Source organism: Streptantibioticus rubrisoli, from assembly GCF_024436055.1.
Lineage (GTDB): Bacteria > Actinomycetota > Actinomycetes > Streptomycetales > Streptomycetaceae > Streptantibioticus_A > Streptantibioticus_A rubrisoli.
This window is the reverse complement of record NZ_JANFNH010000031.1, coordinates 26593-49908: the sequence shown is the minus strand read 5'-3', so window position 1 is coordinate 49908 and position 23316 is coordinate 26593. Positions and strand designations below refer to the sequence as shown.

At 69.2% G+C, this 23316-nt stretch carries 15 protein-coding genes and 3 pseudogenes; 9 read left to right on the top strand and 9 right to left on the bottom strand.

Annotated elements, in window-relative coordinates:
• Window positions 1–145 precede the first annotated feature (145 nt).
• Both NON19_RS22680 and NON19_RS22675 read left to right on the top strand, forming a co-directional pair.
• Window positions 146–841 carry a TetR/AcrR family transcriptional regulator gene (locus NON19_RS22680; RefSeq protein ID WP_255930739.1) on the top strand — a complete coding sequence of 232 codons (696 nt, stop codon included), beginning with the start codon at window positions 146–148 and terminating at the stop codon, window positions 839–841.
• A 215-nt stretch (window positions 842–1056) separates the two neighbouring features.
• Window positions 1057–2253, top strand: a complete 1197-nt coding sequence (locus tag NON19_RS22675; protein WP_255930738.1) for a DUF1266 domain-containing protein — start codon at window positions 1057–1059, stop codon at window positions 2251–2253.
• Window positions 2254–2421: 168 nt separating this feature from the next.
• On the opposite strand, the pseudogene NON19_RS22670 reads toward NON19_RS22675, so the two are convergent.
• The 6 genes and pseudogenes from NON19_RS22670 to NON19_RS22650 form a co-directional block, all read right to left on the bottom strand.
• Window positions 2422–3276, bottom strand: a pseudogene (locus tag NON19_RS22670) (transposase).
• Window positions 3277–3293: 17 nt separating this feature from the next.
• The gene (locus NON19_RS22665; RefSeq protein WP_255930736.1) at window positions 3294–3677 is read right to left on the bottom strand and encodes a hypothetical protein; all 384 of its coding nucleotides are present in this window, start codon (window positions 3675–3677) and stop codon (window positions 3294–3296) included.
• Window positions 3678–3740: 63 nt separating this feature from the next.
• Window positions 3741–4139 carry a DUF6245 family protein gene (locus NON19_RS33770; protein WP_372514238.1) on the bottom strand — a complete coding sequence of 133 codons (399 nt, stop codon included), beginning with the start codon at window positions 4137–4139 and terminating at the stop codon, window positions 3741–3743.
• Window positions 4140–4893: 754 nt separating this feature from the next.
• Window positions 4894–7515, bottom strand: coding sequence for a hypothetical protein (locus tag NON19_RS22660; RefSeq protein ID WP_255930735.1), 2622 nt, complete (start codon window positions 7513–7515; stop codon window positions 4894–4896).
• A 1244-nt stretch (window positions 7516–8759) separates the two neighbouring features.
• Complete coding sequence (locus NON19_RS22655) at window positions 8760–9266, bottom strand: SRPBCC family protein (protein ID WP_255930733.1); 507 nt, start codon at window positions 9264–9266, stop codon at window positions 8760–8762.
• Between the two features lie 289 nt (window positions 9267–9555).
• A complete protein-coding gene (locus NON19_RS22650) occupies window positions 9556–13119 on the bottom strand; it encodes a hypothetical protein (protein WP_255930731.1) in 3564 nt (1187 codons plus the stop codon).
• Window positions 13120–13519: 400 nt separating this feature from the next.
• Here NON19_RS22650 and NON19_RS22645 point away from each other — a divergent pair, with 400 nt between their 5' ends.
• Together NON19_RS22645 and NON19_RS33765 are read left to right on the top strand one after the other, a co-directional pair.
• Window positions 13520–13756: a hypothetical protein gene (locus NON19_RS22645; protein ID WP_255930730.1), complete on the top strand. Its 237-nt coding sequence runs from the start codon at window positions 13520–13522 to the stop codon at window positions 13754–13756.
• A 26-nt stretch (window positions 13757–13782) separates the two neighbouring features.
• Window positions 13783–14226: pseudogene (locus NON19_RS33765) on the top strand (transposase); the annotation flags it as partial.
• Window positions 14227–14571: 345 nt separating this feature from the next.
• On the opposite strand, the gene NON19_RS22635 reads toward NON19_RS33765, so the two are convergent.
• The gene (locus tag NON19_RS22635) at window positions 14572–15513 is read right to left on the bottom strand and encodes an NADP-dependent oxidoreductase (protein WP_308213715.1); all 942 of its coding nucleotides are present in this window, start codon (window positions 15511–15513) and stop codon (window positions 14572–14574) included.
• Window positions 15514–15637: 124 nt separating this feature from the next.
• Between NON19_RS22635 and NON19_RS22630 the strand changes: the two genes are divergently transcribed.
• The 5 genes and pseudogenes from NON19_RS22630 to NON19_RS22610 all read left to right on the top strand — a co-directional run.
• On the top strand, window positions 15638–16276 hold the full coding sequence (locus NON19_RS22630; protein WP_255930729.1) for a TetR/AcrR family transcriptional regulator: 639 nt from the start codon (window positions 15638–15640) through the stop codon (window positions 16274–16276).
• A gap of 460 nt (window positions 16277–16736) precedes the next feature.
• Window positions 16737–17954 carry an FUSC family protein gene (locus tag NON19_RS22625; protein WP_255930728.1) on the top strand — a complete coding sequence of 406 codons (1218 nt, stop codon included), beginning with the start codon at window positions 16737–16739 and terminating at the stop codon, window positions 17952–17954.
• A 326-nt stretch (window positions 17955–18280) separates the two neighbouring features.
• Entirely contained in the window at window positions 18281–20737 is a 2457-nt protein-coding gene (locus tag NON19_RS22620; RefSeq protein ID WP_255930727.1) for a molybdopterin oxidoreductase family protein, read from the top strand.
• A complete protein-coding gene (locus NON19_RS22615; RefSeq protein ID WP_255930726.1) occupies window positions 20734–21231 on the top strand; it encodes a hypothetical protein in 498 nt (165 codons plus the stop codon). Before NON19_RS22620 ends, NON19_RS22615 begins: the two co-directional genes overlap by 4 nt.
• Before the next feature lie 237 nt (window positions 21232–21468).
• Window positions 21469–21688, top strand: a pseudogene (locus tag NON19_RS22610) (IS256 family transposase); the annotation flags it as partial.
• Between the two features lie 106 nt (window positions 21689–21794).
• Here NON19_RS22610 and NON19_RS22605 read toward each other — a convergent pair.
• Both NON19_RS22605 and NON19_RS22600 read right to left on the bottom strand, forming a co-directional pair.
• Window positions 21795–22424, bottom strand: a complete 630-nt coding sequence (locus NON19_RS22605) for a GNAT family N-acetyltransferase (protein WP_255930725.1) — start codon at window positions 22422–22424, stop codon at window positions 21795–21797.
• 268 nt (window positions 22425–22692) lie between these two features.
• Window positions 22693–23301, bottom strand: a complete 609-nt coding sequence (locus NON19_RS22600) for an alpha/beta hydrolase family protein (RefSeq protein WP_255930724.1) — start codon at window positions 23299–23301, stop codon at window positions 22693–22695.
• Between the last annotated feature and the right edge of the window lie 15 nt (window positions 23302–23316).

The window sequence follows — 23316 nt, the reverse complement described above, 5'->3', positions numbered from 1 at the left end:
CGAGCACCACCTCGCCGGGAACCTCCCGTTCCGCCGCAAGGGGCCGGTCCTTCGACACTACCACTAAGCGCAGGAAATACTTCGCTTAATGCTGCCGTAGTCTCAGCAGGAGCACCCGCACGCGCAGACAGGGAAAGTGATCGAGGTGACCGCCAGCACCCCTCCCGGCAAGACCACGCGCCCCCGGTTGCGCGCTGACGCCGCACGCAACCGCGCCCAGGTCCTGGCCGCCGCCCGCACCGCCTTCCGCGAACTGGGCACCGCCGCACCGCTGGACGAGATCGCCCGCCGAGCCGGCGTGAACATCGCCACCCTCTACCGGCGATTCCCCGACCGCGACGCGCTGATCACCCAAGTCGTCCTGGACGGCTTCACCGTGGTCCTCGACGCCGCCCGCACCGCGGCACAAACCGCGCGAACCGACCCGCTGGGCGCCCTGGAGACGTTCATACTGGACCTGGTGGCCAACCGGGAGATGCTGGTGCTGCCCCTCATCGGCGGCCCCGTCACCAACGCCCCCCAGGCCCGTGACCTGCAACGGCAGATCGCAGCCGCCCTCGAAGAGGTCCTGTCCGCCGCGCGCGAGCACCACGCGGTACGTCCAGACGTCACCGCGGTGGACCTGATCACCACCACCGCGCTCGTGTGCCGCCCCCTGCCCCACCTCCCACAGCAGCAAGCCGACGCACTGGTCACCCGCCACGTCGGCATCTTCCTCGACGGCCTGCGCCCCAACACCACCCGCCAACTGCCCACAGCCCCCGCGCACGAGGAGTTCGCCGCCCACCTCACCCCGGACCCGCCAACGGACACACCCCACACCACACCAACGAACCACTGACCACCGCACCAGCGCCGAGTCCCGCCATCCGCCATCCGCCATCCGCCATCCGCTTTCCGCTTTCCGCTTTCCGCTTTCCGCCGGGACAGCAACGAACGGCGTCCGGGCGCAACAGCCACCGCACACAACCCCGGCGACCGAAGCGAACCACCTGGCCACCGCCCCACCTGCCCACGCCGGTTGGGCGGTTGGGCGGCTCAGTAGAGTCGCCTCCCATGGAAACCGCAGACCTGACACGCACGTTCGGGGGGATGTGGCAGCCGCCCACCGAGGCCGAACGACTGCTGTACGCGGCCAAGTGCCGCGGCGACTGTGAAGGCTTCCTGCGGCTGCTGGCGGACTTCGCCATGTTCGTCGACGTCCTGAAAGTGCACGCGGACGCCGACCTGGACAGCATCACCTTCGTCCCCCACTGGGACCCGGCCGGTCGGCTCTGCCTCGCACTGCGCACCCGCGGCGAGTTGCCGCCGCGCCGCCCGGACCACGTCGTCTCCCCTACCAACCTGCGGCTGCTCGCCGACAGTTGGCTCGACGACGACGCGTGGCTGGTGGTGAACCCGGCGACGCCGGGCGAGATGTACTTCCCCGCCCGGCAGGCGGACCGCAGGAAGTGGCGGCGGATCGCCAAGAGCGCGCCGCGGCCGGGCTACGGCGACGACGAGCTGCTGACCCGGTACAGCGGCCCGCTGCACGGCCCGCTGGCCCACGCGCTGGCCTGCGGCGCCCACCTCGCGGTCCACGAGCAGGTCCTGTGGAACGACCTGGGGGACGTCTACGACAGCTACCCCACCGACACCGAACGGTTGCGCGACTGGTGGCACGTGACCCACCACGGCCAGTGGTCGCGTCGGCTGGACCACCTGCTCAAGGCCGTCACCACCGCTCCCGAGCCGAAGTTCGTCCTCAGGATCCGCGCCGAACTGGCCCAGGCCCACGGCACGCCGCCGCCCGTCGAGGTATGGCACCGCACGGCCGAGGCAGCGCTGCGGCACACCGGCACCCCCGAACCACAGACCGCGGCAGTGCTGTCCCTCATCGGCCGGATCCTGCGCTACGAGGCACGGCTCCAGGCAGACGGAATCCTGCCACCGTACGGCTTCGTGCGGTCGGTCAACGGCTACGACTCCGGGCAGGCCGTGGCCCTCGCACGGTGGGGGCTGGGGGCGCGCTTCTGCGAGCCCACCGAGGCCCAGCAGGCGGTGCTGCGGGCCGGTCGAGCGTGCCGGGAGACCTACGGCTCATGGCAGGAGTTCGCCGCGGGGTACGCGCTCGGCGCGGTACTGCGCGGCGGTGAACAGGAATTCGAGCACAGATACCGCTCGGTACTCGGCCCGCACCGGACCCTCACCCACGACCCAGGGAGCCCCTGGCGGCACATCCCCTGGCCCAGCGAGCCGACCCCAGGCTCGTGAACACCACGACACAGCGGTGCGTCGCGACCATGGAAGGTGCAAGCAAGGGGGCCGGCTGCCCCGACCGCCACCGGCACCGTCGGGTTCGCGACGAGCGCGGCCCGGGCGAGACCCGGCATCTGGTTCACCGCCGCTCCGCACACCGTCCGCCTCGGGGCCCCGCGCACCTCACCGGGGGCGGAAACGGCGAACGACTCCGCCTACCACAAGTGCAGCGTGCAGGAACGCTCGGGCCACGGCCCGCGGGTGACGGTATGCGAGGGTGAGGTTGTGCAGACGGGCGATCCCAAGCATGGCCTGGTGATGCACACCTTGGCCCTTGAGACGACAGTCGCGCAGGATCCTCCAGGTCTTCATGCGGGCGAAAGCGTGCTCGACGCGGGCACGGACCTTGCGGTGGGAGGCGTTGTGCTCCTCTTTCCCAGCCTGCAGTTCGACCCGGCCGAGTTCGCGGCGGTGCGGGATGACCAGGCCAGTGCCGCGGTAGCCGCCATCCGCAATGACCGTGGTCGTGCCGACGGCCTCCTTTGCGCCCAACAACTCTCAAGCCTTGCAGTCGTTGCGGTTGCCGCGCACTGGTCGGCCTACCGCGACAACCAGCCGCGCGTCGGCGTCGATGACCACCTGGTGGTTGGCGGAGTACCGGTAGCTCTTCGATTGCGCGGCGATGCTGTGGTCGCGGGTCGGCACGAGAGTGCCGTCCACGATCAGCACCGCGTCCCTGCGGAACCGCTTGTGCGGCTTCAGCGCCAGCGACGGCCCCAGATGATCGACGATACGCTCGACCGCAGACTTCGACGCGCCGAAAAGCAGCGGGAGCTGTCGCAGGGTCAGGTTGGTGCGCCAGTACGTGGCAACCAGCAGGACCCGGTCCTCCAGTGGCAGGCTCCAGGGCCGGCCCTTGCGCACAGGGTCCGCACCTTCACGCCGCAGCGCGTTGATCAGCTTGCTGAACTGCCGCGGGTTCAGCCCGGTGAAGGGAGCTATCCGGGACGACTCGGACGCCGTGAGAACACCAGCCATCCCGAGATCATGTCACCTCAACGCAGCGAGTCTTCAAGAGCGTCGAGGCGTCGTGCGAAGGCGTCGGGTGCCGCCGCGACAGTGCTCTTGCTGATGAGATTCCCACCCTCGTGCTGCTCCTGCGCAACGTTGACCACCGTGTACGAAACCCTCGCACCCCTAGGAGCAGCACTCACCCGATATTCTCCCCGGTACCACCAGTCACCCTGCATGACAGCTGTGAGGCAGTGCGGGTAGACAGCGAACTTCGTGTGTCCGTCGGCGGGCGCAAGCTGGGGAACCAGAAGGTCGAAGACTTCGGCGGGATCGGCGTCCAACTCCCGCTCAAGTTCCAGCAACACCGTGTGCAGTTCCGGCCTAGCCAGCGGGGCGCCTTCTGCGCCAGCTATCTGATCCGTCATGCGGGCACCATAGCCACGCCGATCCCCCGATGCCCAGTCTCACCCGCAGTTGCGGGACAACGCTTAGGCCGTGCCCGGACGCCGTGACGCGGGCGGGAGCGAGGCAAAGGAGCCGGCCCGGCCGCGGGCGGACAATGCCCGGCCGCTGAAGGCGGGAAAGAACGGCAGCAAAGCGCGAGATCCTGCGCTTCGTCCAAGAGGTGAAGCGAGCCCCCGCCGCTGGGACTTCATCGCCGAAAACCGCGCCAAGTTCGGCATCCAGCGGATCTGCCGCGTGCTCGCAATCCCCCGTGAGGAGCAGCGACGGCAATCGTTCTGCGCCCTCAGCCGCAGCCGGATACCAGCCCGCAACACCCGCCAGCCAATGAACTCCACTCGCTTCCCCGACTCCTCACCCAGCCCAGCCCCAGCGGCAGCGAACTGCTCCCACGCCACGCGACAGGCTTCCTCATCCAGAACCACCCATCAGCCACCACCGCCCCGGCCTGCAACAACACCGAGCAGCACGCACCTCGCCAAGCCGAGCCACTTCCTCGGCGAACTCCTCGGAAGTGCTCCCTGCGAAGTACATCCCCAGTGCGGCCATCGCCGCGGCGACCTGCTCCGACCGTGACCGGCCCATCGCCCCGGCCTATCCGCTTACTCTTCCCCGCAGGCTATCCGCGCCGCCCACCCCACCTCCTGCAAGCCGGAAACCCTCTCCCCGCACGAGGTTCCCTCCACCACCAACCCCGGCCCACGACAACTGCGACGAGGCCAAAAGCCCCTACCGGCTCACTTGTTTCCTGGTTCGCTGCTCGTTAACACCCCCAAGACCGGTCGGCTCGAACAGGACACCCACGGGTCACCCATCGGAACCGGATCCCGAGTTGACGATGCCAGTGAACCAGACCAGCCCCAGGCAAGTCGGCGTAGACAATTCCGCAGCGGTGGTGCGTGCCGGACGTTGCTTCCATCCTCTGCACGGCCAAGACGTTCACACCCTGAAAGGCCACGGAAGAGGCCCCCACAAGCAGTTGACGCTGCCATATACGAGGACACAACTAAAGGACCACTTACACGAGTTGATGACGCCCCGGGCCCAACCGGTGAGTAGGTCGGGCGCGCCGGCTCCTGGGCCGGAGAGCCCGCTAGGGCGTGTCCGGCGGATCTTCGTGGGCTCGTGGGTGGATACGCCGCTCAGTGAAGTGATGCGGGGCGGGCAGGGTATCTGCGGTCAGTCGTCGTACTGCCCCAGCCGGATATTGCCGACGATGTACCTGTAATAGGGGCTGGCCGGATCCATTCGCTGGCCAGTCGGCGGCTCCTCGTTGCGCTTGCGTCTGCCCACGAACCAGTCTTGAACGATCTGTGCCTGCGCCTCAAGCCCGAAATCATCGAACGATGGGCCTGCGGGGCCGTAGTCGTATGCGGCTGAGTCCTGGAATCTTGCGGTCAAGAACTTACTCAGCAGATCCGGAGAGGAAGCGTTATGCGTGAGCTGCCATGCGTGGCACAGCTCGTGAATCAACGTCTCCCCTGGTACATCAGTGTCAGCTGTGATCCCATTCTTCAAGCCGGAGATGGCTCCCATGTTCATGACGATCTTCCGCTCGAAGTTCTCGAACGTGAAGGGCCTGTTGCCTTTGCCGATCGTGTTCGTGACCAGGATGTTCTCTCGTGGCGGCAGTGTTGTTTTTCCCTCGGAATCAGCGTACACCTGATTCGCGAAGTCGTAATCTGCCTGCTCTATTTCATGCGAGGCATCTCCGATTTCCCCGATCGCGGCTGCGGCAAGGGCCAAGAGCATGTTGGACGGGCCCAACACCCACAGGATTCCCTCGGCGATACGGGCCCCGTGCACGAACGACCCCGACTGCAGTAGGTCGCCAGCCTCGATGCCGATGAAGATGACAACACCGAGCACCTGTCCTACGGGCGTCGTGCCGAGGAAGAATCCCCCGATATCAACGAGGGCGGTTTCGAGGAATTCTCCGATTCCGCTGGAGTACTGAGTATTCGGAGTCGCGGTGGCCGTTGCGTAGTCGTCGAAGTGCCAGGCGATGAGATTGGGGCCGGTGGACGGAACCTTGGGTACCACACGGTTCGGGTCCGGATCCTGCGGCGGAGTGGTGTTGTCCCATTGGTCGGAGGCCGCAGGCTCCCGTGCGCCGAGGTGGCCGTGGTGAGCAACGGCAAGAACCGGGGTCTCGGTGTTCTGTGGCTTGATAACCGCGCTGAAACCCCAGTCGTAGTTGTCGACGCCGCTGTTATGCGCGTAGCCGCTCCAGCGCGTGGTGCCGTCACTGGAGATGGTGAACTGCGCCGCCCCTCCCAATGCCGCCAGCCCACCGCTGCTGATGTTCCAGCTGAACGTGCGACTGCGGACCGCCACATTGATCTGGACCTGGAACGTGCCGGTCTGTTGGCCGTTGAACGCCTGCCATGCGAACGTGACCGTGAACTGCCCACCGGGTGCGGTGTCGCTCACGTGCAGAACGAGTGTTTCAGTGGTGCTGCCCGAAGGATCCAGGTTCTTGGTGCGTTCTATCCGCTGTGGGAGATGCGAGAGGTCGGTGACGGAAAAATTGTTCAGCTCGAAGTGGCGAGTGCTGAGGCTGAAGACCTGCGAGATTCCTAGTGGCGGTTTGGCGGTTTCCGGAGGTGGTTTGGCCGAGAACGTGATGTCGGTGTTCTCCGTCGTCTCGTTGAGTGACACGCGCACCGGAACGCTGACGTCGCTGCCGGCTGCCGCAGCATAGATCAAGGGCCCAGTCAGGGAGACCGTCATCTCCGCCACCGAGACCTCGATGTCCGGACTCCCGGCCTGGAGCGCCGTTCCCGACTGTAGGGTGAAGTCGACAACCTTACCGACCGGTGTCTGAGGGCCGGTGTGGATCGCCAAGGCGCCGGCAACTGTCGATCCTGCGGGAATGAGCAGGGGCAAGGTGTCCGTCGTGACACCCGTCCCGAAACCGGAGACGGTGAGTTGTTCGGTTTGGGGGGACACTGAGCTGACCTGCAAGCCAAGCGCTCCCGAATTGTTCTGCTGGATCGTAAGAGGGCTGGAATCCACAGTCAAGGTAAGCGGGTTGACACGCACCGACACCGGCACCGCAATGGGAGCTAGCCATCCATCGCCTTTGATATTCAGCATGCCAGTGACGGGAGGCCAAACGGTGAGCCCTGTCGCTTCGATCACGTATGTGATGGTGTCACCGGGCGATACACTGACCGGCTGCGTGCCGTCGACTTTTGCCTCTCCGTACTCGGTGTAAGTCGCCAGAGGAAGCGGGTTGGGGGGATGGCCGGGAGGAAGCCACGCGGGGGGCCAGTCTTCTCGATGCAGTGGCTCCGTTACCGTCGTCGCAGCCTCGTAATACCGGACCGCCCGTAGTTGATTGCCGGCCTGGGACAGGGTTGCGGTCAGCTGTGTCGGCGCAGTAAATCCGCTGACAGTCACGACGGCTGATCCCGTGCCGTCACCCTTCGGTGCCAGAACATCGATGGGATCGGGAGCGACGGTCGCCGTCGTCGGCACGTCGAAGGGGGTGCCGTAGGAGGCGCTGCCGCTGCTGTCGTGAGCTTGGCGATCCGCGGGGCAGGTGCCTTGGTCGGGATTGAGGGCGTAGAACAGTCCCTGGCACTTCTGACACCAGCGCCAGCCGCTTTGCGCATGCGGCGCGTTGCCGTCATCGTACGGCATGGCATAAGGGGCACTGCCGCTGCTGTCGTGAGCTTGGCGATCTGCGGGGCAGGTGCCTTGGTCGGGATTGAGGGCGTAGAACAGTCCCTGGCACTTCTGACACCAGCGCCAGCCGCTTTGCGCATGCGGCGCGTTGCCGTCATCGTACGGCATGGCATAAGGGGCGCTGCCAGTGCTGTCGTGTGTCTGGTTGTCGACGGGGCAGGCGCCTCGGGTGGGGCCCGCAGCGTAGAACAAACCCTGACACTTTCTGCACCAACGCCAACCCGTCTGCGTGTTCATCACGTCCTCTTTCTGGCTCAACAGTTGAAGGGACAATGAGTGAGCTATGGAATGCCAGGTATGAGGCCATGTGCGGGGCCAGTTGGGATGGCGGGGCCCCGGCAAAGTCGCAGTCCGCCTGCTTTGTCCTGCTACTGGTGACCGCTTCCCAGCGCGGGTATCTCCAGCTCAGCAGCTTCAGTTGGGATGGGGGCAGCGAGAACGAAACGGAAATCTCGCTACCTTGCCGGGACCCTGGTTGGGATGGCGTACCGGCACTCCCGTTGACATTTCCAGGATGACCCCTGGCCGACAGCGATGCCACCGCAGGGCGAGGGCCTTGCAAGCAGAGCCGATGCCTCCCCCGTGCGTCCACCTTGGCCTACTGCGGCGTTAGCGGCGTGCCGAAGAGAGAGGCTAGCGGAGCCACAGCCGGATTGAGGCGAGAGCGACCGTGCCCGGATGCCACTCAACTGCGAATCGTCGCTCACACCGCGGCAGACGTGGGGCCGGTGCCGCGCAGGGCGGGCTACCACCGGCAGAACAAGAGGCCTTCCAGCCCTGCCAGGCTGAGCCGCGCAGGGGTGCGCGCAGAAGCGGTCGAGGTGGGGCCGAAGACCACGCTGGTGCGGCCCCCGGCCACGGCAACCAGCAGACTACGGCGTCACACCGGATCCTCACCCTCCCCACCGATTGACTCCAGCACCACCGTAGTGGCGCCCAGCGTCGGACGGTGAGGCCGCGTCCGCCCCTGGTGCTGCCTCAACCGAGGCGGGCGGACACGAACGTCGACAACGCCAACCGCCAGGTGCTGTTGAGCTTCCTGGGCTCGCGCCAGCGGTCGGCCGGAGCCGTCGTACTCGGTGTCACGCGAAACTCCCCTCCCGTCGGTGCGGACCCTCATCGGACCCACGCCGACACACCAAGAGTCGCACACAGCCGAAGGCCCCCGGCGTTCGGGACCACGGCGAACGCGCCGACCCCGGCTACCCACACCGCCACGGCCTGGCCGGGGCCACAGGCCCCCGACTGTCCGCGACGGTCGCGTTCTCCTTGAGCACCACCTCGCTGGCCTGCCACGCTCCGCCGCGCCTGCTGCACGACGTCGCGCCCGCGCTGGTTCAACCGACTGGGGCTCAGGATTCTGCGAGTTTCTTGACACCCTCGAGCGTCGACCGGATGCCCTGTTCCAGCATGCCCATCCGAACAGTCACGATCTGCTCCTCGTGTTCAGGCTGGGCTTCGATCGCACGGCTCAGGTACGAGGCGCCCGACCCGATGGTGACCGACTGGCGCAGCCGGGTGCCGCCGTCCTCCGGCTCCATCTGGAACCGCCAACTGGCGACAGGACGGCTGAAATCGCCCTGAGGTGCCCGCACTTCCCAGCCGAACGCCAACTCCGGTTGGTACTCACAGATCCGCGAGACGGTCTCCCAACTACCCAGGTTCTCATTCCGGTTGCGTCCGACGAAGGTCGCGCCGAGGGCCGGTCCGGCGGCCCCGTCCAACCACTCGACCTCGTACAACTCCCCGCCGAACCTGGTCGGCACGGTGATGTCACTCACCAGCGCCCACACCCGCTCCGGCGGCGCGGCCACATGCACATCCACCTCGACCCTCGGACTGTCCGCCAACCGCACCATCGTCACCCTCCCCGCAGCACTGCTCTACCGTCGGGTCACCGTACCGGTCCTGGACACCCCACCACTACCCGCTGGTAACTACCGGCTGCTGACGCACGCGGTTCGACGGCCTCGCAGGCCTTTCGCAGCCGACGATCACGCGAACGCCGCGAACACCGCGAACACCGCGAACCGCAGAACAACTGTGAACCGCCAGGCGTGCCTGCGCCCGAATCAGCCATAACGGCGCACATCCCCGCAGCGGCAGGCCCACATCACCGTGGCCTGCCCGGGCCCGCGCCGTCGACGGTCAGCACAGCAACGTGACCACCGGGGACATCGGATCCCACTGCGGATCGCGGCCCGTCAGCCGGTCGGTCACCCGTGTCCATGCCTCCTGGTCGGATCCGAGCCGTGAACGCACGAGATCGGCGAGTTCCGCCAGTGCGGCGACCGCGGCTGCCGGAGCGTCGGTGCGGCGAGCGGCGCTGTGGAGGTAGGCGAGCATCAGTGCGGCCGGGGCCGCCAGGTGCAGCAGGTCCGATCCGGCCAGGATGCCGGACGTCAGCAGGCCGTCGATCTGGGTGCCGGGTGCACAGTGGTACATGCCAGCCAGGCCGTGGCGGGCCCGCGCCCGGGTGAGTTCCGCGCCCTCGGCCAGACCGTGCGGCCCCGGCTCTCGCACCAACGCCGCGTACCGCAGGCGGAGTTCGGCGGGCGCGTCCGGCAGGTTGACCAGGTGTTCCCAGTGCGGCAGCGGCTCCTGCCGGTGCGCTGCCTCCAAAGCCCGCCAGTTGGCACCGAACGGCATCGCCGCCACCGCGCTCGTGGCCTGCCAGTGGCTTCGCGCCCGACGCAGTTTCTTGACCAGCTTGGCAGGGGCCAGTTCGCGGTCAAGGCGGGCACGCAGCACAGCGGCCGGATCGGCGCAGGCCAGTGCCTTGACGCACAGCTTGCTCGCAGCCTGGCCGAGCAAATCGCGTCCGACGAGCGCGGTAAGCCGAGTTGCTCCGCCGTGCTCGACCAGTCGCAAACAGCCGAGAACCTGGTGGACGAAGCCCAGTTCACCACCCCACCGGACGAGGATCTCCTCGATCAGGTCCGGTTCCGCCGAGCACAGCCAGTGCAGGCCTCCTGGCGGCCTTGCGGACGGATCGGCCCGCAGCTCCGCCAGTACCCGCGCCGCGACCGGGTCGGCCTCCGCCCCCGGACGGCGGGACCTGGCCACGATCCGGCGGTGGATCCCCGGATCGCGGACGTGCCGCAGCAGGGCCAGGCCGACGTCAGGATCATCGACGTCGGCCAGTCGCCCGACCAAGCCGTCCTCGAGCCACCGCGACTGGGCGACGAGTATCCGCAGCGCGTGCGGATCCCGGCCCGCGAGCAGCCGGTCGAAGACCACGCGCGGCGTGTGGTCGTGGCGCAGCAGGTACGCGGCAAGCAACCAGGAGCCGTCGGGGCCGAGTCGGGGCAGGACCGCGTCGACGACTTCCGCGTCGGCCAGGCACAGCAGGGTGCCCATCGGCCAGACCCACAAGTGGTCACCGTGCTCCAGCAGTTTGAGTGCCTCGTCAGGGGTGCGCGGGCGGGGCGTGAGCGCGGCCCATCCCCGTTCCTGCGGGGGGTGTCCGGTGGCACTGACGTTCGCGGATGACGCGGACCGAGCCAGGGCCAGCAGTTCGACCCAGCTGGGCCCACCGGGGTTGGGGTCGCTGACCCGTCCGGCGGCATGCGTCCAAGCCGTGCGGGCCAAGTGCAGCCAGGCGTCGGGGTCGGTGCCGAGTTCGGCGCGCAGCAGGCGGGCGAGCGCGGCCCGCCACGCACCGGCGAAAGCGAAGCCGCGCCAGTCGTGCGGAAGGCGCAACATGTAGCGGGCGGGGAGCAGGCTGAGCAGTTCGTCGGCGGGCAGGATGCCCTGAACGTAGGCGCGGTCGGTGAGCAGGGCGCTGGAGCCCCAGGTCTGCGGGAGATGCGCCCGCACCTGCTCGAGCGTGGGCGCGGTGTACCAGGACCCGGCGTTCGGCGGTTCTATCCCGTGGGTGGTGCAGGCCCGGACGAGCCACTCGGGGGTGGCCAGGCCGGGGGCATCCCACCTGTTGTGGTGAGCGAGGAAGGACAGGACGTCGGGGTCGGTGGGAAGCGGGGCGTCGGCGCAGAGGGATCGAAGGAGGTCGAGGGCGGCAAGGGCGGCCCGCTCATGGCGGGAGCGCGGAGTCCGGGGCGACGCGGCTTCGTGGGCACCAACTCCGGTGCGCGCGGCGGTGTGTCCTTCGTCGGACGCCTCGGTTCCGTCGCATTCGGCCGGGGTGGCCTCGCCGGCCTTGCTGATCAACTCGCCCAGGCTTCCCTGGTGTCCGGCCAGAAGGGCGTCGAGCGCGGCCCAGGCCTCGGGGCGGTCACCGAGATGGGCATCGGTCAGCGAGCGCAGTTCGGCCGCGACCGTGCCGGTGAGCAGGCCCCGCTCATGGAGCACGGCGAGCGCGGTCACCGCGTGAGACGCCGGTCGGGCGGTGCGCACCAGCTCGACCGGATCGAACAACGCTGCCCTGACCATGCCCTCCGCCCACCAGGCGCCGTCGGCGTCGAGCACCTCCTCGGCCAGGCGCCGCTCAGGCGGGGTCGCGTTCCCGGCGCGTCGATCGCCCACCCGCCAGCGATCGTTGAGAACGCTCAGCCTGAACGCCAGGCGCTGGGCGTCGCTCGCATCCTCGTGGCGGGCCAACTCCTCGCTCGCCATGGGCATGAACGGGCTCTTCGCGTGGGCCTCGGCGAGGGCCTGCAGGTCGTGGACATACGGTTCGGACAGCAGGTCGCGCAGGCTGCTGGTGCCCCGTGTGGTGGCCAGGAGGCTCGGCAGCCGCGCGGGGTCCTCATACGGTTCGCACCGCTCGCGTAGCTGGCGCAGCGCGGCACCGGAGTCTTCCTTGGCCAGCGCCTGGTTGACCGCGGCGAGAACCGGCCCGCTCAGGTGCCGTGCGACGGCCGGATCACCGATGAAGCCACGCACCACCTCCGGCCCGCAGCGCTCCCAGACCCGCAGCAGCGCGTACTGCTGGGCCACCCGCCGAACACCGACGCCAAGCGCACGCGCCACGAACTGCGGATCACCCGAGCCGAGCAGCGGCGTGAGCCAGGTACGCGGCAAGTCGACGCTCGGGTCGGTCAGTTCGGCGCGCAACGTCTCGTCCATCGGCACCGTGTCGAGCCGGTGCGCAAGGGTACGGCGCAAGGACTGGGTGGCGCGTGGACTGCGGTAGACGGCAGCGCCGACCTGGGCGTCCCCGACCGCGAGGAGCCGCGCCAGCACCCGCGTGTCGAGCCGGGGATGACGGGCCAAAGCGGCTCTGCTGCGGGAGTCGCCGTGCTCCGTGACGGCGGCGGTCAGGCCGGGCCCGGGCAGCGCCCCGCCAGCGAGCAGGGCCTCCACCGTACGGTCGGGCAACGCGGCCAGACCGGCGACCGTGTGCCCGGGCTGGGCCTGCTCCATCAGCAGGGCAAGCGTGGCGTACACGCTACGGGGCGCCGGTGAGCGAAGCTCACCGGAAGCAGCCGGCCGAGCCAGCGGCGGCATCTCGGCGAGCAGCGCGGGCAACGTGCCCCGATAGGTGGCGAGCGCGTCGTGCACACCGCGCCACCGCTCGGCCCGATCACCCAGATGATGCGCCACCAGCTCACGCAGCCGACGCGCCGCCTGCGCATCGACTCCACCCGCCGCAGCGACTCCCGCCGCGACCGTACGCGCAGGGCGGGCCTGCATGAGCACCCCCAGCACGTCGCCCACCATGCCTTGGGCTTGGCCTGCATCCCTTCCCTGCGGACAGGCCAAGATGGTGCGCACCACGTGGGCAGCCGAGCTGTTCTGTGATCCCCTCATACCCGCCATGCTAAGAACCAGGTCTGACAGCCCCTCGCTGAACAGCCAGGCCGCTCCGCACCGTTCTGGATCTGAGAGGCTCGACCTCCCTTCCTTTGAACGCGTCGGGTGGGAAAGCGGCGAACGTCAACGCCCGTGCGCCGCCGAGCGCCAGTCGGTCAGGGCATGGCGACGGCCCCCGCGCCGTCCGGCGGAAGTGCTCTCGTTGCCGTCGCCCTCGGCAACGGCTGCCGACCGCCGAGGCCCTGTGCGACAACTGACGACGGAACGTACGGCGTCACCACCCCCCAACGGGCCAGCCACCCAGTTCCCCGACTCAAAACCCCCCACTCAAGACGGCAGTCGCCAGAACTAGTTGCCGCCGCCGATACAGTCCCAGATCTGCACCTCTGGACCCGGCGTGGTGGACCAGTTGGTGTCGCTGGCCGACTGCCGATCAGCTGCGCGGATTCGTTACCGCGAGGTGGCCGTACAAGCACTGCACGGCATGATCGCAGGCCAGCATGACCGGGTCATCACCGCGCGCGCTGCGGAGGAATGGCTTGAGCGCCTGGTGCTCGAGCCGAGGTCGGGTGCCAGCCTGCACTGCGAAGTGATCGACCACGAAGGCTACTTGAGGCGCAGCCCAGGAAGCTGAGCCGGGCGGCACGGTGTTGCGTCACCGCACTGACCGCGATCCGCGCGGCTTCGACCGAAGTCCGCAGCCACATCTTGAAGTTAGCGGCAGGCCGGGCTCCGGACGCCGACGGGCGGGTGACCGTCACCTGGACGGAGTGCTGGCCGTAGCGCACTCAGAAGGGCAGGACGCCGCCCCGACCCGGAAGAAGACCCAAGGCCACCACCCGCTGATGGCGTTCGTCGACCGCGGACCGGGCGGAACCGACGAGCCCGTCGCGGCCCTGCTGAGCCGGGCAACGCAGGCTCGAACACACCCGCCGACCACATCAGTGCTGCCCGCCTCGCCCTGGCCCCAGTTGCCGAAGAAGTAGCGGCGCGGGCGGCAGACCCTCATCCGCTGCGATTCCGCAGGCGGCACCCACGAGTTCGTCCCTTGGCTCGCCCAGCGCGGGCGCTGGTTGTCCTAACCCGGTCGGCATGGTGATCACTTCGCCACGAACACCCCCGACCGGCCGATCGCCGAGCTTCCGGCGCAAGCGTCAGCGCGAACTCACGCCGAGGAGTCCATGGCCCCATCGCCGAGAGCGATGCCGACGGGGGAGAACGAACTGGCCGTTGACGGTGCCGAGCCTGTTTGCGTCCGCCCGAGCTGACCGCCTGCCTCGATCAACGACCGCTGCGCCCGCTCACCCCATCCAAGCCGCTGCCCGCCACCCACCCGCAGTCGGCTAAGCCGCGGGGGTCGGCTGAGGCCCCGCAGGGGCGTCAGCCGGAGACGTCGACGCCCCTCGATGCCGCCTCGCCCTGTAGCCCGGTGAGGCAGCGGCCCGTGGGTCAGGGCGTGAGGATGACCTTGGCGCGGGCGCGGCGGGCCTCGATGTCGGCGTGGGCCCGGGCGGCCTCGGCGAGCGGGTAGATGCTCCCGATGGGGACGTCGAGCTTGCCGACGGCGATGAGGTCAGCCAGTTGCGGCAGCGCCTGCCAGAACCGGTCGGCCGGGTCGGCGCCGGTGAAACGTACGCCGTGCTGCGCGGCGGCCATGTCGGCGATGGTGATCACCCGCGCCGCGTCGCCGACCAGGGCGATCGAGTCCGGCAGTACGCCCGCGCCGGAGGCGTCGAAGACGTGGTCCACCCCCTGCGGGGCGGCGGCCCGGACCCTCTGCGCCCAGCCCTCGCCGTAAGGGACCGCGGTGGCGCCGAGGACGGTGAGGCGCTCGATGTCGCGGTCGCCGGCGGTGCCGACAACGGTGATGCCCCGGGAGACGGCGAGTTGGACGGCGATCGTTCCCACGCTGCCGCCAGCGCCGTGCACCAGCAGGGTTTCACCCTTCTTGGCACCGAGGTGGTGCAGGCCGCGGTAGGCGGTCTCCCCCACGGTGATCACGGCGGCGGCGGTGTCGAAGGAAACCTCCTTCGGCTTGGCAACCGGCTGGTCCAGCAGGGCGTACTCGCTGTAGCCGCCGACGGAGGCAGCGCCGAAGACCTCGTCCCCGACCGAGGCGGTGGCGGCCTCGCCGACCTTGTCGACGACGCCAGCCACGTCCCAGCCCGGCACCACGGGGAACTCGACCGGGAAGATGCCGTCCATCATCCCCGAGCGGATCTTCAGGTCGATCGGGTTCACGGCGGCCGCCCGGACCTTGATGCGGACCTGGCCCGGCCCCGGCTCGGGGGTGTCGACCTCGGCCGGGGTGAGCACGTCCGGGCCGCCGTAGCGGGAGTAGGTGATCGCGGTGGACATCGAGAACTCCAGAAAGGGGAAGACGGAAGGCACACGCTGAATCATTCAGGATGTGTGATTACCTCTCCGGTGTATCACACAGGCCGTGTGAAACGTGAAGGCGAAGCAGAGTAACCCTCATCACACTCTGTGTATGATTCCTGGATAGGATGGGCCCATGCCGTCCAAGCCGCCCGTCCACCGGCGTCAGCCGGATCCGAGCAACCCCCGCGTTCAGCGCACCCGCGCCCGCATCCTGGCGGTGGCCCGCGAGCTGCTGCCCGAAGTCGGGCTGACCGGGTTGACCACCGCTCTCCTGGCCGAACGCGCCGGAGTCACCCGGCAGACCCTGTACCGGCACTGGCCCAACCGCGCGGCGCTGCTCACCGACCTCACTCTGGAGGGTCCCGACGTCGGCTACCCCGAACCCGGCACCGACGTACGCGCCGTCGCCACCGCCTGGCTGGTCAGCCTGCGCGCCGGCATCACCGTCCCGGCCACCCGCACCGCCGCACTGGCCATCGCCGCCGAAGCCGACCACGACCCCGACAGCGCCCAGGCCATGGCCCGGCTCATCGAGGACCGCCTGGCCGCCTTGAACAAGCTGCTGGAGCCCTCCGGCCTACAGATCACCGGCGAACAGTACAGCCTGCTGTACGGCCCGCTCCTCGTCCGCCTCTTCTTCGACCGCGCCGAGGCCAGCGACGAGTTCATCGACACCATCGTCAACCAGTGGCTCCCCACCGTCGGACACCCGGGCAAGCACCAGCGGTACGCGAACTCGCAGACCGACCGACCGGCGTCCACGCGGGACTGACCACCCTCCGCACGTCTCCGGAACGGACCGGGCCACCTGCCGACGCTGTCCGCACCGCCGTCGCCGCTGAGGGCCTTGTCCGCGACCACGCGGTCACGCTTCTGACGACGCACCGGCGTCCGCTTCGTACGGTCGCCGACTTCGTACGGGTCGCCGCCGACGCTCCGCTACCTCGGCGATCATGAAGCTGTCTTGCATCTCGCGCGCCGCGGTCCGGCGGTCCGGCGGTCCGCCAAGACCGTACGTGCGCGCCGTGCGGGTGTGCTCCGCGATCCGTCGTCCCGGCCCGCCGCATCACCGGACGTACAAGTCGCCATGGATACATGTCGCCTCCACGAGTTGGCCAAGGCCGTACAGCGACAGGGCCATTCAGGCACCACACGACACGGGTTGCCCAAGGCGCAGCGGTCATCCGCGCGACCGGCGAATCAGTGCGGGCGGCGATGAGCAGGCGCGGGGCATGCGCATGCGGGAGGTGTTGAGCGACGAAGCCACGGCGGTGGCCCGGGCTTCGGTACGGGCCTGGAGCGGTCCTGGACGGCAGCGGGACCTGGCCGTCCAGTCATTCAAGGCGGCGGGCGCCGCGGTGGTCGCGTGGCTGATCGCGGGGACCTGGCTGCGGGACCCTGCGGCGTTGATGGCTCCATGGGTCGCGGTGGTCTTGGTGCAGACGACGGTGTACCGGTCGGTGCGCAATGGGATCCAGCAGTTGGTCGCGATCGCGGTGGGCACGCTGCTGGCCGCCGGGGCGCACACGGCCACCGGTAGCGTGACCGTCTCGATGGCGCTGGTACTGCCGTTGATGATGCTGCTGAGCAACTGGCCGCACTTCGGTGACCAGGGCATCTACGGTCCGACGACGGCACTGTTCACGCTGGCCTCGCCGCCGGTGTCGGCGCTGACCGTCATGCACCGGCTGCTGGAGGCGGGGCTAGGTGCGGTCGTCGGCATCGGTGTCAACGCGCTCGTCCTGCCGCCTGTTCACCTGAGGGACGTGCGTCGGCACATTCGCGGGCTCGGGGAGGGCTCAGCCGACGTCCTCGACTCCGTGGCCGAGGGGCTCACCGGCGGGCAGTGGGACGCCGAGGCCGCGGCTGGCTGGGAGCGTCGCGCCGACGCGCTCCACGACCGCCTCACCGCGCTGCGCCACGCCCGGCAGTGGGCGAACGAGAGCTCGCGGATGAATCCGCGCGTACGGCGTTTCGGTCGGCCCCACGCCCCGGCCCCGCCCGCCGCGGAGGACAACCGCTGGGCGGCGGTCGTCGAGGCGGTCACCGCGATCACCCGTACGCTCGCCCGCACGTCGAGCTCGGAGCGGCTGCAGGGCTATCCGGACGCGGCCACGCTCTGCGGCTACGCCCGGTTGCTCGCGGGGCTCGCCGCGCTGTCGCGGGCGCGCGCCGCGCTGCTGGCAGCGGCCGGGGACGGTGAGGCGGGCGGCGGGGAAGCCGACGTGTTCGGCGAGGCCCTGGAGTCCTGCCGACGCGAGCTGGCCCGGCTCCAGCAGGAGTTGCCGCGGCAGGCGAGCGGCGGCCCGCCGCAGATCGCCGGATTCGGGACGCTGCTGGTCCACGCCGCAGACATCCTGGTGGACCTCACGCCCTGGGAGGAGGCGGTCAGCGACCGGTACGGACGCGCTGGTCCAGGCGGTACGCCGCACGCTCGTCAGGGGCGGTGAGCCGGTCGTGCGCCGAGGACGAGCACTCGGCCCCGGGACGTCGTGCCGCCGACCGGCCGTCCTGCGGCGTCGCCAGCGCCGCGGGGCGGGCCGGGCGCGAAGCCGCGAAGTACCGGCAGTGGCCCGTCGCACCCGTTATGTCGCTCAGGGGTCAGGGGCCAGGAGAAGGACGTCCCGGGCGTGTCTCACGGTCGGCGTAGCGCGCACTGGCGGGCTCGGTTTGCCTCGCCCGGACGGCGGGGTACCCGTGACCCGCTGGAAGGCGCCAGTCGCGGTGGGACCACGACGGGATCGAAGCCTCCGCGGCCGTGGAAGGGACGGGTGCTATGGCCGACCGGATCGCTGATGTGTGGGGTGAGCGCACGCCGTTCGCTGCCGGGGAACGGTGGCCGCAGCGTGTCGATCAGTTCCTCACCGTCCCTGCGGAGCGTGTCGAGCGGTGGGTGCCGTCGGCCTGCGTGTTGTGTTCCAACGGCTGCGGGATGGACGTCGCGGTGGCCGACGGGCGCATCGTGGGGGTGCGGGGCCGCGCCGCGGACCGCGTCAACCACGGTCGGCTGGGTCCCAAGGGCCTTTTCGGCTGGCAGGCGAACAACTCCCGCGAGCGGCTCACCCAGCCCCTGGTACGCGTCGGCGCGGAACTGCGGCCGACGGACTGGGAGACCGCCATGGAGGTGATCGTCGCCCGGTCGAAGGAAGTGCTGGCCGAGCACGGACCGCTGGCGACGGCGTTCTACACCAGCGGCCAGCTGTTCGCCGAGGAGTACTACGCCCAGACGCTGATCGCCCGCGGCGGCATCGGTACCCCTCACCTGGACGGCAACACCCGGCTGTGCACGGCGACGGCCGAGTGGGCGCTGGTCGAGAGCTTCGGCAGCGACGGCAACCCCGGCTCGTACACCGACATCGACCTGTGCGACACACTCTTCCTCGTCGGGCACAACGCGGCCGAGACCCAGACGGTCCTGTGGTCGCGCATGCTGGACCGGCTACGCGGCCCGGACCGCCCCCGGGTGGTCGTCATCGACCCCCGTCAGACCCCGACGGCCCGCGAGGCCGACGTGCACCTGGCCATCCGGCCCGGCACCAACGTGGCCGTCCTCAACGCCATCCTTGGCGAGCTGATCACCCACGACTGGATCGACCGCGCCTTCGTGGACGCCCACACAACCGGCTTCCCGGAGTTGGCACAGGTGGTGGCGGACTACCCGCCGCAGCGGGCGGCTGAGGTCTGCGCGGTCCCCGCCGAGGCGATCCGGGAGGCCGCCCGCATCATCGGCACCGGCAGTCGCCTGGTCTCCACCGTGCTGCAGGGCGTCTACCAGTCCCACCAGGCGACCGCGGCCGCCGTGCAGGTCAACAACGTCAACCTGCTGCGCGGCATGATCGGCCGCCCCGGGTGCACGGTGTTCCAGATGAACGGTCAGCCCACTGCCGAGAACACCCGCGAGACCGGTGCCAACGGCGCCCTGCCGGGTTTCCGCAACTGGCAGAACGACGTCCACGTCCGCGAACTGGCCGACGCCTGGAACATCGATGCGTCGCGGATCCCGCACTGGGCGCCGCCCACTCACGCGATGGAAATCTTCCGGCACTGCGAGGACGGTTCGATCCGCTTTCTGTGGGTGACCGGCACCAACCCGGCCGTGTCCCTGCCCGAGTTGCACCGCATCCGTGCCATCTACGGGCAGGACCGGCTCTTCCTGGTGGTCAGCGACGCCTTTCCCACCGAGACCACCGCACTGGCCGACGTGGTCCTGCCCGCTGCCATGTGGGGTGAGAAAACCGGCTGTTACACCAACGCCGACCGCACCGTGCACCTGTCCGAGCAAGCCGTCGATCCGCCCGGCCAGGCCAGGAGCGACTTCGAGATCCTGCTGGAGTACGCCCGTCGCATGGAGTTCACGGACAACGACGGTCAGCCGCTGGTGAATTGGACGTGCCCCGAGGAGGCCTGGCGGGACTTCACCGAGCTCACCCGCGGCCGTCCCTGCGACCAGAGCGCCCTGACCTACGACAAGCTGCGCGACAGCAGCGGCGTGCAATGGCCCTGCACCGAGCAGGCCCCCGGCGGAACCGAGCGGCTCTACACCAACCACGACTTCTTCACCGCCCCCGACATCTGCGAGGACTACGGGCACGACCTGGTGACCGGTGCGCAGAACGAAGCAGACGAGTACCGGGCGCACGATCCGGACGGGCGGGCGGTCATCAAAGCGGCCCACTATCTGCCGCCGCACGAGCCGGTGGATGACGAGTACCCGCTACGGCTCACCACCGGCCGCAAGGTGTACCACTGGCACACCCGCACCAAGACAGCCCGAGCACCGCAACTACAGGCCGCCGCCCCGGACGCATGGGCGGAACTCCACCCCGATGACGCCGCCCAACTAGGCATCGCCGACGGTGACTTGGTACGGGTCCGCTCCCGCCGCGGCGCAATCGAGGTCCCCGCCGTCCTGCGGGGACACAGGCCCGGGGTGGTGTTCGTCCCGTTCCACTACGGCTACTTCGACCAGGCCGACCCCGACCGGCACAACCGAGCGGCCAACGAACTCACCCGCACAGAGTGGGACCCGGTCTCCAAGCAGCCGATCTACAAGGTGACCGCCGTGCGCGTACAGAAGATCGCCGACGCGGCAGTCGGCGGCCGACCCGTCGTGATCACCGAGCCGGGCCTGTCAGCCACCCGCGACGACGGCACGGCAGGCGGCACGGCGAGGGGCACGGCAGGCGGCACGGCGAGGGGCACGGCAGGCGGCACGGCGAGGGGCGCGTCATGAACAAGATCGGCAAGCTGCTGGAGGAACTCCACGACGCCGAGACCGGCCTGGCCGACGAATACCGCGGGGTCGCCGAGCGGCAGTCCACCGACCACGGCACCCACTACCCCTGTCACACCCTGGCCGCCCAGTGCGACCAGCACGCCGAGCGGATCCGCGCCTGGGCCCAACGCTTCGGCAAGGACATCTCGGCCCCCAAACGGTCCGACGCTCTCGCCTCGGCCGCAGGGTCGCTGCGGCACAAGGCCTCGGAGACCTTCGCTCGCCGCCCCGAATCCGGACTGCTGCTCCTGCGCGACCTGCGGCAGCTCTACCTGAAAGCCGAAGCGGTCAACATTCACTGGATCATGCTCGCCCAGGTAGCCCAGGCAGTGCGCGACCAGGAGTTGCTGGAGGACGTCTCCGGGCTCCACCAGCAGACACTGACCCAGATCAAGTGGCTCAAGACACGCGTCAAGGACGCCTCGCCGCAGATCCTCGTGGTTACCGACTGACGAGGTCGGCCGGGCGTCAGCCTGCGCCGATCGGGTCGGCTTGCGTGCGCTGGACGAGGACGAGCGCGGCGCGGTTCAGGTCGGTGAGAGAGCGAGCAGATCCGGGGGCGCAGCAGCAGCGCCGCCACCCGCAGGTCTCCGTCGTCGGGGTCGGTGAGCCTGCGGAAGTCGCAGGGCAGTCCGGCCAGGTGCTCGCACCCGGTGACCGCCGAGACCGCGTCGGGCGCCAGCGCGGGCAACCCGGTCGAGTCGACCTTCGCCACGGTCCGGCTCCGCACCAAGGTCACCAAGGACGCCGACGCCCGCGCCGCCGGGCTCGCGATGTGCTCAAGCTTGTCGAGTCGGTCCAGGCCCGGTGGCGGGCCGTCAACGGCCCCACCACGTCCCGCTCGTGCACGCCGGAGCCCGCTTCGAACGCGGCCAGCTCGTCGAGCGTCCCGAGGCGGTGGCCACGTGAATCGCCCACCGCGGGGCATGCGAGTGGGTGGTCTGCTGGGCGGCTACTGTTGCGCGTCGCCGGCCGGATTGCGAAGGGTCGGCGGGCGCTCCTACGAGTGGCTGTGTCAGGTCAGGAGCCCTGCCGGCTCCGGCACTGGGCGCAGGTCCAGCATCATGTCAAGTGACAGAGAGCCGTCCGCCTCGGTGAAGCGGCCAACCGGTTGGAAGCCGTTCTTCTCGTAGTAGCGGATGGCACGAGGATTGTCGGCGCGGACGCCGCCCCACAGGATGATCCTCGTCCTGCCGAGCAGCCGTGTTACCTCCGTGATAAGCGGGGAGACGAGCGTCCCGACGCCCCGGCCCTGGTAATCGTCAGCCAGAGTGGGGCCGAAGCGGCAGTCAGTCGTCTCGGCGAGGTGGATGCCCGCGTCCCGGTAGCGCGCGATGTCCTCGGGAGTCAGATCGAGGCTGAATTCGAGCAGGCCGACGATCCTGCTGGATGGTGCTTCCTCGAGCACCAGCCTGAGCTTGTCGTAGCGTGCGATCGCGTCACACAGCTCCCGGGCGGTCGCCAGGTCGTACCCGTCGAAGGTGCTGAACCTCCGCGATTCGGGGGACAGAGCCGCGAGGAACCCGGCCAAGTGCCCTGTGTCGGCGTGCGTCAGGGGCCGGAAGATGACATCCGGACCGCCATGAGTCTTCAGACGGCGCGTCAGATACAGGGGATTCTCAGCAATCTCCGTCAGCGTAAGCACCCCAACAGCCTCTCTCCGTACCAGCTCCGGTGAGACGAACCTACTGGCTGCTGTGGATCAGTGAGGATTTCTCAGCGAAATGATCTCTGATGTAGGGCTGACTGCAGACGAACGTGCAGCCCCTGGTAGGACCCGACTTGGCTCATACAGTGCGCAGTTGGCCGCTGGCCTGCTCGTTGCGCTGACCACCTGACGCTCGGTGTTTGGGGACCCCGGTAGGCCGGGTGGCTGACTGTGATGGGTGCGAAAGACTGCCTCACCCGGCGTATCAGGGCGCGGTGGCGAACTCCATGGTCGTTTGTGCGAGGTCGGTGAGGAACCGGCCACGGTCGAAGGCGTCATCGTCGGCCGTGCCGGGCGGGGGCGTATGCATGAAGCTGAAGTGACCGGCTTTCGGCACGACGCGAAGGTCGACTTCGGCCGGTGCGCTCTTCAAGTGGATGGCCTGCTCGACGGGCGTGATGGTGTCCAGTTCTCCCGCATAGACGAGCAGCGGCAGCGTCACCGCGTCCAAGGCGCCCGGAGCGGCGAACCAACCGGCTGCGGGCGCGTACAAGACGAGACGGCTGACACGTGGCTCTCGTGGCACATCCAGTGGCTTGCCGTCCCGCCCCCAGGGCGTCGCACCGGCGAGGCAGAGGGCAGCCCATCCACCGATGGAGTGGCCGACCACCACAACCGCTGCGCCTGGAGAAGCCCATCGGTCGAGCGCCTCGACCAGCCCGACCGGACGCGTGAGCAGCTCAGCCGTGGTCGCCTCCCGCGCGACAAGGCGCTCGAAGTGGGGCGCGATGACCTGGCAATCGTGGGCTGCTAGATACTCCAGGAGGGGTCGGTAACGCTCCGGATCGCCACCTGCTCCGGCGGCGAAGAGCACAACTCGCTCATGGCT

What these genes read in the sequence shown, in the direction of transcription:
- NON19_RS22675 (WP_255930738.1), top strand. Translation starts at nt 1,057, where the DNA reads ATGGAAACCGCAGACCTGACACGCACGTTCGGGGGGATGTGGCAGCCG.
- NON19_RS22665 (WP_255930736.1), bottom strand. Translation starts at nt 3,677, where the DNA reads ATGACGGATCAGATAGCTGGCGCAGAAGGCGCCCCGCTGGCTAGGCCG.
- NON19_RS22660 (WP_255930735.1), bottom strand. Translation starts at nt 7,515, where the DNA reads ATGCCGTACGATGACGGCAACGCGCCGCATGCGCAAAGCGGCTGGCGC.
- NON19_RS22655 (WP_255930733.1), bottom strand. Translation starts at nt 9,266, where the DNA reads ATGGTGCGGTTGGCGGACAGTCCGAGGGTCGAGGTGGATGTGCATGTG.
- NON19_RS22650 (WP_255930731.1), bottom strand. Translation starts at nt 13,119, where the DNA reads ATGAGGGGATCACAGAACAGCTCGGCTGCCCACGTGGTGCGCACCATC.
- NON19_RS22630 (WP_255930729.1), top strand. Translation starts at nt 15,638, where the DNA reads ATGCCGTCCAAGCCGCCCGTCCACCGGCGTCAGCCGGATCCGAGCAAC.
- NON19_RS22625 (WP_255930728.1), top strand. Translation starts at nt 16,737, where the DNA reads ATGCGCATGCGGGAGGTGTTGAGCGACGAAGCCACGGCGGTGGCCCGG.
- NON19_RS22620 (WP_255930727.1), top strand. Translation starts at nt 18,281, where the DNA reads ATGGCCGACCGGATCGCTGATGTGTGGGGTGAGCGCACGCCGTTCGCT.
- NON19_RS22615 (WP_255930726.1), top strand. Translation starts at nt 20,734, where the DNA reads ATGAACAAGATCGGCAAGCTGCTGGAGGAACTCCACGACGCCGAGACC.